General features: G+C 71.5%; 9 protein-coding genes. 6 read left to right on the forward strand and 3 right to left on the reverse strand.

All coding sequences use genetic code 11. The annotated features are described in order from the left end of the window. Positions 1-47: 47 nt before the first annotated feature. From benC to benA, 3 genes are read right to left on the reverse strand one after another with little or no spacing between them, the layout of a single operon-like run. Positions 48-2699 (reverse strand): benzoate 1,2-dioxygenase electron transfer component BenC, encoded by a 2652-nt coding sequence (gene benC, locus Q9S36_RS37900; protein WP_311289932.1) that lies wholly within the window; start codon positions 2697-2699, stop codon positions 48-50. Positions 2700-2749: 50 nt separating this feature from the next. After that, on the reverse strand, positions 2750-3283 hold the full coding sequence (gene benB, locus Q9S36_RS37905; protein ID WP_311289933.1) for a benzoate 1,2-dioxygenase small subunit: 534 nt from the start codon (positions 3281-3283) through the stop codon (positions 2750-2752). After that, positions 3280-4659: a benzoate 1,2-dioxygenase large subunit gene (gene benA / locus Q9S36_RS37910; protein WP_311289934.1), complete on the reverse strand. Its 1380-nt coding sequence runs from the start codon at positions 4657-4659 to the stop codon at positions 3280-3282. Before benA ends, benB begins: the two co-directional genes overlap by 4 nt. 238 nt (positions 4660-4897) lie before the next feature. Between benA and Q9S36_RS37915 the strand changes: the two genes are divergently transcribed. From Q9S36_RS37915 to Q9S36_RS37940, 6 genes are all read left to right on the forward strand, one after another. Beyond that, positions 4898-5812, forward strand: a complete 915-nt coding sequence (locus Q9S36_RS37915; protein WP_311289935.1) for a LysR substrate-binding domain-containing protein — start codon at positions 4898-4900, stop codon at positions 5810-5812. After that, positions 5809-6909 carry an enolase C-terminal domain-like protein gene (locus Q9S36_RS37920; RefSeq protein ID WP_311289936.1) on the forward strand — a complete coding sequence of 367 codons (1101 nt, stop codon included), beginning with the start codon at positions 5809-5811 and terminating at the stop codon, positions 6907-6909. Before Q9S36_RS37915 ends, Q9S36_RS37920 begins: the two co-directional genes overlap by 4 nt. An 84-nt stretch (positions 6910-6993) precedes the next feature. Then, positions 6994-7869, forward strand: a complete 876-nt coding sequence (catA, locus tag Q9S36_RS37925) for a catechol 1,2-dioxygenase (RefSeq protein ID WP_311289937.1) — start codon at positions 6994-6996, stop codon at positions 7867-7869. 6 nt (positions 7870-7875) lie between these two features. Continuing rightward, positions 7876-8154, forward strand: coding sequence for a muconolactone Delta-isomerase (gene catC / locus Q9S36_RS37930; protein ID WP_311289938.1), 279 nt, complete (start codon positions 7876-7878; stop codon positions 8152-8154). A 158-nt stretch (positions 8155-8312) separates the two neighbouring features. Continuing rightward, the gene (locus Q9S36_RS37935; protein WP_311289939.1) at positions 8313-8927 is read left to right on the forward strand and encodes a YceI family protein; all 615 of its coding nucleotides are present in this window, start codon (positions 8313-8315) and stop codon (positions 8925-8927) included. 230 nt (positions 8928-9157) lie between these two features. Then, complete coding sequence (locus tag Q9S36_RS37940; RefSeq protein ID WP_311289940.1) at positions 9158-12907, forward strand: 5'-nucleotidase C-terminal domain-containing protein; 3750 nt, start codon at positions 9158-9160, stop codon at positions 12905-12907. Positions 12908-12999: the final 92 nt, after the last annotated feature.

Here is a 12999-nt window from a genome sequence, read left to right on the forward strand (position 1 = left end):
GGGTGCTCCGAGAGGTGAGGTGGGTGTGGTGCGGGCTGACGGGGACGTCAGCCCAGGTCACCGCCGGCGACGGGAAGGACCGTGCCGGTGATGTAGGAGGCTTCCTCGCTCGCGAGGAAGGTGATCGCCGCCGCCTGCTCGTCGAGCGAGCCGTAGCGGTGCATCAGGGAGTGGGCGAGGGTCTGGTCGATGTGCGCCTGGAACCACTGCTGCTCGCGCTCGTCGCGCGGTGCCGGGGTGCCGCGGGAGATCCGCCGCGGCGGGGCCTCGGTCCCGCCGGGGGCGGTGGCGACGACGCGGATGCCGTGCTCGGCGTACTCCAGCGCGAGCGAGGCGGTGATCGCGTTGATGCCGCCCTTGGCCGCGGAGTAGGGAATCCGGTGGATGCCACGGGTGGCTGCCGACGAGACGTTGACGACGACGCCGCGGCCGCGCTCCACCATCCCGGGCAGCACGGCCCGGCAGGCGAACAGGGTGGTCATCAGCGAGCGCTGCACCTCGGCCGTGATCTCGGCATCGGTGAACTCGGTGAACGGCTTGAAGTTGATCGCCCCACCGACGTTGTTGACGAGCACGTCGACCCGGCCGAACCGGGCGACGGCCTGCTCGACGACCGCCGCGGCGCCGTCGTAGGACTCGAGGTCGGCGACCACGGCCAGCGCGCCCCGTCCGGTGGCGGCGAGCTCGGACGCCAGGTCGTGGACCAGGTCGGAGCGGTCGGCCAGGACGAGCAGGCCGTCCTCGGCGCTGACCCGCCGGGCGACGGCCTCACCGATACCTTGGGCGGCGCCGGTGACGACGACGACCGTGCCGGCGAACCGGCCGGGCGTGGTGAACCGGGGTCGTTCGCCGGTCCGGCTGTCGTCCATCGCCCGGCGCATGGTGGTCTTCGAGCGGTCGGCGTGCGCGCTCACGAGCTCGCGCGCCGCGGCACGGTCGCCGCGCTCGATCGCGTCGACGATGTCGAGGTGGTCCTGGGCGCACAGCGGGTGGCACCACGTCGCGGTGCGCAGCACCTCCTCCATGCGTCCCTTCACCCCGAGGGCCTGGTAGGCGCGCAGCAGGTGCTCGTTGCCGGTGAGGGTGAAGAGGTAGTCGTGGAAGGCCGCATTGGTCTCGGTGTACGCCGCGGCGTCCACGAAGCGGCTGCCGTCGACGTGGGGGACGCATCCCTCCGCGAGCAGCCGGTAGCCCGCGACCTGGCGCGAGCTGATCCGGCCGAGGACCAGGTCGAGGGCACCGAGCTCGAGCGCCATCCGTGCCTCGAAGATCGCGTCTGAGGCGTGCACCGAGGGGTGCTCCTCGCCGATCTCGTAGCCGTCGGAGGTCGCGGGCACGGGGCTGGAAACGGGGATGGACACCGGGGTGGGTTCGGGTGCCACCAGCGCGGCGACCTCGCGCGAGGGGAAGGCCTCCCGGCCCGCGAGCGTGCGGGCGGTCGCGGCGACCGCGGCGGGGTCGGGGGTGGCCCCGCCGCGGAGCCCGGTCAGCTCCCGGGCAGGGAACAGCTCCTGCCCGGCCACGGCGCGGCCGGCGTGCCCGACGAAGAGCGGCTCGTCCGCGTCCTCCGCGACCCGGGGCGCCGGCACGGCGAGCGGCGCCTCGTGCTCCTGCTCCTCGACCGCGGGCGGCGCCTCCTCGGCGGCCTCCGGCACCGGCCCCGCGACCGTTCCGGCGGCGGGGGTGCCCGTGCCGGACAGCGCGAACTTCTCGTAGTAGAAGCCGGTCGGCTCGACCCCCCGCTCGGCGAAGTCGCCCCGGACGGCCTCGACCATCGGCGGCGGCCCGCACAGGTAGACCGCGACGTCGCCGTCGCACAGGTGCTCGTCGCGGATCAGCCCCATGACGTAGCCCTGGTGGGCGGCCGTGGTGGCCGGGTCCGACACGCAGTGGTCCCACGTGAGCGACGGCATCGCGGCGGCGAGCTCCTCGAGCGCGGCCAGCTCGACGAGGTCGTCGTCGGTGCTCACGCCGTACACGAGGTGGACCTGCCGGGTGCTGCCGCCGGCTCGCATGGTGCGCAGGATCGACAGGATCGGGGCGAGCCCGGTGCCGCCGGCGACGAGCAGCAGCGCACGCTCGGCCTCGCGCAGGAAGAAGCTGCCGTGCGGGCCGGTGAACCCGACCTCGTCCCCGATCGCCGCCTGCTCCGACAGCCAGGTCGACATCACGCCGCCGGGGGTGAGCTTGACGAGGAAGCCCAGCGAGCGGTCGTCGGTGGCCGTGCTGAAGGAGTACGACCTGCTCTCCCCCGTGCCCGGCACCTCGATGTTGACGTACTGGCCGGGGAGGAAGGCGAGGTGGTCGCGCTCCTCGGTCTCGAGGGTGAGCGACATCGTCGTCGGGGAGAGCCGCTCGATCCCGGTCACCGTGGCCTTGTACGTCGCCGCGCTGGTCTTGGCGACCGCCGAGGTGCTGGCGATCTGGAGCACCAGGTCCGAGCGTGGCCGCATGCTGCAGGGCAGGACCAGGCCGGCCGCGGCCTCGTCGGCGGACAGCGCGTCCTCGATGTAGGTGCCGCCGTCGTAGTCTCCCGACTCGCACAGCGCCTTGCACGTGCCGCAGGCGCCGTCACGGCAGTCGAGCGGGATGTTGATGCGGGCGCGGTAGGACGCGTCCGCGACGGTCTGGTCCTCCGCGCAGGTGATGAAGCGGGTGACACCGTCCTCGAAGGCGAGGGCGACCTGGTGGCTGCTCATGGCTGCTCCTGGGGGTCGTGGGGGTCGTGGTCCGGGCTCGGTCGTGGTGCTCAGAAGTGGTAGACGTCCACCACGTGGTGGATGTAGTCGTTCTTCAGCACCACGGTCTTGCGCCGGATCAGCGGGCTCTCGCCGGAGAAGTCGATCGTGTAGAAGGACGTCCCGTAGTAGGGGTCGATCGTCTTGTAGCGGAAGTACATGGTGTGCCAGTTGAAGCGCACGTCCACGAGGTCGCCCCGGCGCTCGATGACCTCGACGTTGCTGATGTTGTGGCTGGTGCGCGGCTCGGGGATCGACGTCGCGCTCGACCGCTCGGTGCGGATCCGGAAGACCCGGTCCTCCAAGCCACCCTTGTTCGGGTAGTAGATGAGCGAGATCTCGGTCTGCGGGTCCTGGACGAGCTCGTCGTCGTCGGTCCACGCCGGCATCCAGTACTCGCAGTCGTCGGCGTAGCACTCCAGCCACTTCTCGAACTCGCGGTCGTCGAGGAAGCGCGCCTCGCGGTAGAGGAACTGCTCGAGGTCGTTCTGGGTGATGAGGCGGGTGCCCGCCTCGACGGGACTGGTCTGCCTGGTCGCGCTCATGCCTGGACCTCCGTGCCGTTCGTCGTGCCGTTCTCGCGGGCCACCGCAGCGCGCATCGTCTCCAGCCAGTAGCCGTGCTGGACGGGGTAGAGCCCCTCGTCCTCGTTCTTCACCCCGGCCGAGATCACCCCCGGCATGTCGAGCGCGAGGGCCACCTCGTCCGGGCCGTCGAGCCAGTGCTCGGCGCCGCGGCTCATGTCGTTCCACGGCGCCGCGGTGGCCTGGAAGGTGAGCTGGCAGGAGCGGAACTCCTCCAGGTCGTCGGGGGTGGCCATGCCGGAGGCGTTGAAGAAGTCCTCGTACTGGCGGATCCGCCACGCGCGCGACTCGGGCGACTCGCCCTTGGGGGCGATGCAGTAGATGGTGACCTCGGTCTGGTGCGGCGAGATCGGCCGGAAGTGCCGGATCTGCGTGGAGAACTGGTCCATCACGTACACGTTGGGATAGAGGCACAGGTTCCGGCTGCCCTTGACCATGAACTCGCCCTTGGCCTCGCCGTAGGCCTCCTTGAGCTCGTCGAGGCGGTCCCACAGGGGGCGGTCCTCGGGGTTGCCGGCCCAGGTCCACAGGCACAGGTGGCCGTTGGGGTAGGACCAGTAGCCCCCGCCGGACTTGCCCCAGCTCCCGGCGTCGAGCGTCTTGGTGGTGTTGGCCGAGTCGCCGGTGCTGCGACGCGAGGTGGTGGCGGCGTAGTTCCAGTGCGTCGCGGTGACGTGGTAGCCGTCGGCCCCGTTCTCGGCCTGGACCTTCCAGTTGCCGTCATAGGTGTACGTCGACGAGCCGCGCAGCACCTCCAGCCCGTCCGGCGACTGGTCGACCAGCATGTCGATGACCTTCGTGGTGTCGCCGAGGTGCTCCTCGAGGCTGGTCACGTCGGGGTTGAGCGACCCGAAGAGGAAGCCGCGGTAGCTGTCGAACCGCGCGACCCGGGTCATGTCGTGCGAGCCGTCGGTGTCGAACGTCGCGGGGTAGCCGGCGCCGTCGGGGTCCTTGACCTTGAGCAGCGTGCCGTCGTTGCGGAACGTCCAGCCGTGGAAGGGGCACGTCAGCGTCGTCCGGTTGTCGGTCTTGCGGCGGCAGATCATCGCGCCGCGGTGCGCGCAGGCGTTGATCAGCAGGTTGAGCTCACCGTCCTGGCCGCGGGTGATCACCACGGGCTGCCGGCCCATGTAGGTCGTGACGTAGTCACCCTTCTCGGGCACCTGGCTCTCGTGGGCGAGGTAGATCCAGTTGCCCTCGAAGATGTGCTTCATCTCGAGCTCGAAGACCTCCTCGTCGGTGAAGATCCGGCGGTTGGCGCGGTAGGTGCCGGCCTCGCGGTCGTCGATCACCGCGTCGGCGAGCACCGACTCGACGTGGGAGAGCGTCTCGGTCATGGGGGCCTCCAGGAACTGGTTCGGAGCTGGTTGCGCTGGGTGGTGCCCCGACGGTTCCACGACGTGTCGGCCGTCACACGAGCCAAGTGCCTAGGGCTGACCTAGGCAGGTATTGATCGTCGCGACGTATCAATGGCCGCCAAACAAGTCCTTGTCCTCGATGAATATCCAGTCCTACCGTGAATCAATCGCCGACGACGTGAGCGTCGTCACCACAGCCGCGAGAGAGGAGGGACCCGTGGAGCTGCGCCACCTGCGCTACTTCGCCGCCGTCGCGGAGACCAGGCACTTCGGGCGCGCCGCCGAGCGGCTGCACCTCGCCCAGCCCGCCCTCTCCCAGGCCATCCGCCAGCTCGAGGCCGAGCTCGGCACGCCGCTCTTCGTGCGCACCACCAGGCAGGTCAACCTCACCCCCGCCGGGGAGTTCCTCCGCGAGGAGACTGCTCGCATCCTCGGCGCGATCGACGACAGCGTCCGCGGCGTACGCCGGATCGCCGAGGGTCGCCAGGGCCTGCTCCGCATCGCCTTCACCGGCACGGCCGCCCACACGCAGCTGCCGCGGATCGCCCGCGCCGTCAAGCGCGACCTCCCTGGCCTGGCCCTGGAGATCCACGCCGACCTGCTGACCGCCGCCCAGGTCGCCGGGCTCACCGACGGCAGCCTCGACCTCGGCGTGCTGCGCCCGCCCACGACCGGCGACGCCCTCACCGTGCGCACGATCGCCAGCGAACCGCTCGTCCTCGCGGCCGCCGCCGACCACCGCCTCGCGGGCGAGCCGGTGGTCTCCATGGTCGACCTGCGCACCGAGGACTTCATCGTCTTCACCGGCGCCGCCTCCGTGGTCAACGACGCGGTGCTGCGCAGCTGCCGGGAGGCCGGCTTCACCCCAACGGTCGCCCACGAGGCGCCCGGCACCGCGGTCATGCTGCCGCTCGTCGCGGCCGGTCTCGGCGTCGCGCTGGTGCCCGCCTCCGTCCGCGCGGCCCCGCTCGCCGGCGTGGTCTTCCGCGACGTCCCCGACGCCGCGTCGCTCGACCTCGCCCTCGCGTGGCGCACCGACGACACCGACCCCGCCCTGCTCGCCGTCCTCGAGGTGCTCGAGCGCGCGGGCCTCTTCTCCCCTGTCCCTGAGCTCGACGAGGTCACCCCGTGAAGATCACCCAGGTCGAGGCGATCCCGTTCGCCATCCCCTACCGCAAGCCGCTGAAGTTCGCGAGCGGCGAGGTGCACGTCGCCGAGCACGTGCTCGTCCGCGTCACCACCGACGAGGGCGTCGTCGGCGTCGCCGAGGCGCCGCCGCGCCCCTTCACCTACGGCGAGACGCAGGCCGGGATCGTGGCCGTGGTGGACTCGATCTTCGCCGGCCAGGTCGTCGGCCTCGACGTGATGGAGCGCGAGCAGATCCACGCCCGCCTGTCCCGCACCGTCGGCAACCCCACCGCCAAGTCCGCGCTCGACATGGCGATCTGGGACGCCCTCGGCCAGTCGTTGGGCTACAGCGTCACCGAGCTGCTCGGCGGCTACACCGACCGGATGCGCGTGTCCCACATGCTCGGCTTCGACGAGCCGGCCGCGATGGTCGCGGAGGCCGAGCGGATGCGCGACACCTACGGCATCACCACGTTCAAGGTGAAGGTCGGGCGCCACCCGGTCCGCCTCGACACCGAGGTCGTCCGCGCCCTGCGCGTCGGCCTGGGCGACGACGTCGAGCTGTACGTCGACGGCAACCGCGGCTGGTCGGCCTCGGAGTCCGCGCAGGCGATGAAGGAGATGGCCGACCTCGGGCTGACCTTCGCCGAGGAGCTCTGCCCGGCCGACGACGTCGTCGGACGACGCTGGCTCGTCCAGCAGCTCGACGTACCGTTCATCGCCGACGAGTCCGTGGTGACCCCCGCCGAGGTCACCCGCGAGATCCTCGGCGGATCGGCCACCGCCGCCAGCATCAAGACCGCCCGCACCGGCTTCACCACCAGCCGCCGGGTCCACCACCTCGCCGAGGGGCTCGGCGTCGAGCTCGTCATGGGCAACCAGATCGACGGCCAGCTCGGCTCCCTCTGCTCGGTCGCCTTCGGGTCGGCATTCGAGCTGACGTCACGCCGCGCCGGCGAGCTGTCCAACTTCCTCGACATGACCGACGACCTCCTCGCCGAGCCGCTCGAGATCCGTGGCGGCGAGCTCGTCGCCCGGTCCGGTCCCGGCCTCGGCGCCGTCATCGACCCCGACAAGCTCGCGCGCTACCGCCAGGACTGACCGGAGGGCACCGCCGCCACCCCGGTCGTACACCACCCATCCCGCACCCACCGCACCGCACACCCGCCAGCAAGGAGCACCACCATGAGCACCGCCATCAACGAGATCGAGGTCCCGCAGGCCTCTGCCGCCGCCTCCGGCGCCAGCGCCACCGAGCGCTTCCACGCCGACAAGTCGCCCTTCGACGCCGTCAAGGACGTCCCCGCCGAGCGCGTCGACACCCTCGCCCGCGAGGTGCTCGAGGCGGTCCACGCCACCGTGCGCAAGCACAAGGTCACCTACGACGAGTTCAACGCCCTCAAGGCGTGGCTGATCAACGTCGGCGAGGACGGCGAGTGGCCGCTCTTCCTCGACGTGTGGCTCGAGCACGTGGTCGAGGAGGTCGCCACCGAGCACCGCGAGGGCAACAAGGGCTCCATCGAGGGCCCCTACTACGTCCCCGACGCCCCGGAGCAGGGCGCGAAGGGCACCATCCCGATGCGCGAGGACGAGGGCGGCACGCCGCTCGTGTGGAGCGGCCAGGTCACCTCGACCGACGGCTCCGCGCTCGCCGGCGCCAAGGTCGAGCTCTGGCACGCCGACGCCGACGGCTTCTACTCGCAGTTCGCCCCCGGCATCCCGGAGTGGAACCTGCGCGGCTCCTTCACGACCGGCGCCGACGGCCGCTTCGAGATCAGCACCGTCCAGCCCGCGCCGTACCAGATCCCCACCGACGGCTCCTGCGGCAAGCTCATCGCCGCCGCCGGCTGGCACGCGTGGCGCCCGGCCCACCTGCACGTCAAGGTCTCGGCCCCGGGCCACGAGCTGCTCACCGCCCAGCTCTACTTCCCCGGCGACGCCCACAACGACGACGACATCGCCTCGGCGGTGAAGCCCGAGCTCATCCTCGACCCGCAGCAGCAGGCCGACGGCACCGCCACGGTGTCCTACGGCTTCGTGCTCGACCCCGCGAAGGGCTGAGCGCCGGTGCTCTACCACGTGCGCATGGACGTCCGGATCCCGCAGGACATGGATCCCGAGGTCAGGGCCGACCTCGTCGCCCGCGAGAAGGCGTACGCCCAGGACGTGCAGCGCTCCGGCCGCTGGCCGCACCTGTGGCGCATCGTCGGGGAGTACGCCAACGTCTCGGTCTTCGACGTCGAGTCCAACGACGCCCTCCACGAGCTGCTCTCCGGCCTGCCGCTCTTCCCCTACATGGACATCTCGGTCACACCACTGGCGAAGCACCCCTCGTCCATCGCCTGAGGGACGTCCCTCGCCACGACCCGTCCTCCGCTGCAGGAGGGCGGGTCGTTGCGGTGAGTCCTGGATCACACCCGAACGGAAATGAAGTCGGCCCCCACCTCGTTGGACTGATTGAATCGTCAACTACCTGACGTCACCCGATCCCTCAGGAGCACCCCATGTCGTTCTTCCGCCGCACCAAGAGCACCGCCGCCCCCGCACCCGTCGCCGCCCCCGCGCCCGTCGCGGTCCTCGAGCGCGAGTCGATCACCGGCGACTACGTCGTCGACGCCAGCCACAGCCGCCTCGGCTTCTCCGCCCGCCACGCGATGGTGACCACCGTGCGCGGCCAGTTCCAGGACTTCGAGGGCTCCGCCCACGTCGACGCGGAGAACCCCGCCGCCTCGACCGTGTCGATCGACATCCGTCCCGCCAGCATCGCCACCGGCTCCGCCGACCGCGACGGCCACCTGGTCTCGGCCGACTTCTTCGACGTCGAGAACCACCCCGCCCTCACCTTCGTCTCCACCCGCGTCGAGCGCGACGGTGCCGAGTGGACCATCACCGGCGACCTGACCATCAAGGGCGTGACCAGGTCTGTCACGATCCCCTTCGAGGAGACCGGCACCGCCGTCGACCCGTTCGGCAACACCCGCGTCGGCTTCGAGGGCGCGACCACGATCAACCGCAAGGACTGGGACCTCTCCTGGAACGCGGCCCTCGAGACCGGCGGCGTGCTGGTCTCCGAGAAGATCAAGCTCGAGCTCGACGTCTCGGCCATCAAGAACGCCTGACGCGCGTCGTCCCCGCGCAGCGCGCACGAGCCCGGGCCCGGTGGTGCCCGGGCTCGTGCGCGCGGTCTGGACCGGGCCGGGCCCGTCCCGCCTGAGCGGGGCACATACCCAACCGGGGGCCTTGACGCCGCCGGGGCACGGGTGGAGGTTCGATCCATCCCCGGGGGAGCCGCGCCCGGGCGCCGCTCTGACCTCCAGGACCGGGCTCCCACCCCGTCCTGGAGGGTGCCGTGAACCGCACTGACCGCCGACCCGTCGTCGTCCTCGCCGCCCTGGCCCTCGTGGCCCCGGCCGCCGTCGCAGCCCTCACCGTCGGCACGACGGCCGCATCCGCCCACAAGGGTGGCGGGGGCGGGCACCATCCACCGTCGCACTCCGCGCCGACGGACCAGGCGGTCTTCTTCGCCAGCGACGGCCTGCGGCAGGACCTCGTCGAGAAGTACGCCGACCAGGGCGTGATGCCGACGATGAAGAAGTTCCTCCGCAACGGCGTGAAGGCCCGCGGGAACGGCATGCTGACCCAGGCGCCGCCCAACACGGGCGCCGGCTGGTACACGATGGCGACCGGCGCGTGGCCGGCCGTGACCGGCAGCACCAACAACACGTTCCACAAGAACGGCGACCCCTTCGCCAACCGCACCGCGGCGTTCGACCCCGGCGTGCTGCAGGCCGAGTCCCTCGCGCAGGCCGCCGAGCGCGGCGGCCTCAAGGTCGCGCAGGTCGAGTGGGCCGGCGGGCGCGGCGCGTCGATCCAGGGCCCCACGATCGACTACCAGAGCTTCCTCTCCGGTCGCGGCGTGACGACCAACTTCATCGGGCAGGACGGTGAGCCGCTCTTCGACGACGCCCCGTTCATCGCCTCCTTCGGGCTCCAGTTCGACCACCCCGCCGGGTACGCCGGACGCGCCCCGTTCGCCGCTGCGGCGCCCACCCCCGCCACCGGCTGGACCGCCGTGCCGACGTCGTACAGCCCGGCACAGGAGATGCGCATGCGGGTGCTCGACGCCGGCGTCGACAAGTACGGCCTGAACGCCTACCTCTACGACAGCCGCGACGACGGCCGCACGCGGTACGACCGGGTGCTCTTCTCCCCCACCAAGGACGGTGCCGACGCGGTCGGCGACCTGCGGCAGGGCGAGTGGGCCGACGTGAAGGTGACCGTCGACGGCGGCGCGCTCGACGGGAAGACCGCCGGCATGCTGGTCAAGGTCGAGACCCTCTCCCCCGACCTGTCGCGCGTGCGGCTGTTCCACACGTCGGTGACCCGCGCGATCGCGAGCTGGCCCACGTGGCCCGGTGAGCCGGGCTACACCGAGTTCGACGAGTACCTCGCCGCGGAGTTCCCGACCTCCACCGCCGCCGACTTCGCCATCCTCGAGGCCGGTGTCACCAGCGAGGAGACCTACGTCGAGCAGGGCCTGTACTGGTCCACCGGTCACTGGCCGATGTTGGAGTACGTCGCCGAGACCTACCAGCCCGACCTGCTGATGGTCGGCATGCCGACCACCGACGAGTTCCAGCACCAGTTCCTCGGCCTGGTGAGCAAGCGGCTGCCGGGCGGCGCGCCCAACCCGGCGTACGACGACGTGGACCTCGACGGCGTGAAGGACGGCCGCGTCAAGGAGCGGGCCGCGTTCATCCGCGAGGCCTACGAGGAGTCGGACCGCACGCTGCGGCTGGCGCGGTCGTTGCTCGGCAAGGACCCGACGACGTTCGTCGGCTCCGACCACGGCTTCGCCCCGCAGTTCCTCGCGATCGACGCGAGCAAGCCGCTCGTCGACATGGGCCTGCTCTCGACGCCGCAGACCTCGAACTGCCGCACCGCGGCGGGCGAGACGATCGGCAAGGCCAAGGCCTGCTGGGCCGGCGGCACGCTGCAGGTCTACCTCAACCTCGCCGGGCGCGACCCGGCCGGCGGGGGCTTCCAGCAGGTGGCCGCCGCCGACGAGGCGGCCACGGTCGCGGCCATCAGGGCGACGTACCTCGGCCTGACCGACCCCAACGACTGGACCCGCGACGGCGGCCCCGAGGGCTGGCGGATGATCGACCGCGCGTTCACCAAGGCCGACGCGAGACACATCCCCAACGGGCCGGGGAGCACCGCAGACATGGCGCACCCGACCCGGACGGGCGACCTCGTCGTCTTCTCGTTCCCGCCCTACCAGTTCGACGCGGCGACCCCCGGCACCCTCGTGGCGCCGTCGCACTTCTTCGGGCAGCACGGCTACGTCCCCGACGTCCAGGACCTGGCCGCGAACATCAACATGCGCGCGACGTTCCTGGCCGGCGGTGAGGGCATCGCGCACCGCCGGGTGACGGCACGTTCCATCGACCTCGCCCCGACGCTGGCGTTCCTGCTCGGCATCCCGGAGCCGCAGCACAGCCAGGGCACGGTCATGCTCGAGGTCGTCGACGGGGGCAGGAGCTGGACGCCCGTGCCGATCATCGGGCTCAACGACTTCCACGGCCAGCTCGACCCGACCACCCGGGCCTACGACAACGGCATCAACGCCCGCGTCGGCGGGGCGTCGTTCCTCGCGACGATGTTCGACGAGGAGCTCGACGCACTGCCCGGGGAGGGCCTGATCCTGGCGGGCGGCGACAACGTCGGCGCGTCCCCGCCGAGCTCGGCCCTCCTGGAGGACATGCCGGCGATCGACGTGGAGAACGCCTGGGGCCTCGACGCGACGTCGTACGGCAACCACGAGTTCGACTACGGCGTCGCCCGGCTGCTCCAGCACCAGGCGAGGGCCGACTTCCCGTTCCTGGCGACCAACATCGTCGACGAGGACACCGGCGAGGCGCCGGACTGGGTGACCCCCTCCGCGGTGTTCCGCGTCAACGGCGTCAAGGTCGGCGTCATCGGAGCCGGCCTGTCCTCGACCCCGGAGCTGGTCGCTGCCGGCGCCACCGAGGGCCTGGAGTTCCTCGACGAGGCACCGCGGATCGAGGCGGAGTCCGAACGGCTGCGTCGCCAGGGCGTCAAGGTGCAGGTCGTGGTGATCCACGAGGGCACGGCGCGGGGAAGCAACCCGGTCGGCACGACGCCGGGGGCGCCGTGGGAGGGACCGATCATCGCCATCGCGGACGCGCTGCAGGACACGACCGTCGACGCGATGGTGGTCGGCCACACCCACCGGGTCTCGAACCTGGTGCGGGGCGACATCCTCATCACCGAGGGCGTCAACGCCGGGGCGTCGTACTCCGTGCTCCAGCTGATGGTGCGCCACGGCGACGTGGCGTGGGCCGGCGGCGCGACCCGGGTCGCGAAGACGCTCGGCGTGAGCGCTCGGGCCGACGTGCAGGCGATCGTCGACCGGGCCAACGCGGAGACCGCCGTGCTGCGCAACCAGGTGATCGGCACGCAGGCAAACGACGTCCTGCGCGACCCGACGCGGTTGCACGAGTCCGAGATGGGCAACATGGTGGCCGACGCGATGCGGGGCAAGTACCCCGGTGTCGACGCGGCGTACACCAACTCCGGCGGCCTGCGGCAGGACCTCGTCTGCTCGCCGCCGAGCGCCGGCGAGGCCGCGTGCGAGATCACGTGGGGCGAGATGTTCGCGGTGCTGCCCTTCGGGAACCGCACGACGATCCTGACCCTCACCGGCGCGCAGCTGCGCACGGCGTTCCTCAACGGGTTCTCCCCGGTGTGCAACCCGGCGATCGCCACCGGGCGGTTCCCGCAGGTCTCCGGCCTCCGCGCGACCTTCCACTGCAACGGCACCACCCCCGTCGTCGACGGCATGTGGCGGACCCCGGACGGCATCGGCGGCACGCAGACACCCATCGCCGACGCAGACACGGTGCGGCTGGTGACGAACGACTTCATGTACACCGGCGGCGACGGCTACGCGGTCTTCGCCCAGGCCACCGACGTCCAGCAGCCCGGGGACGACCTGATGCAGATCGCCGCCGACTACGTGACGGCCAACAGCCCGGTCGACCCGCAGGTCGAGGGGAGGCTCACCCAGAACTGACGTACGGAGCCGGCCCGGCCTGCCGGGGCGTAGGGTGGGCCGGGTCCGTCACGCCGTCGCACCGTGCGCCGGCCCTGCGGCCGAATGGGATG

It is taken from the genome of Microbacterium sp. ARD31 (genome assembly GCF_031844425.1).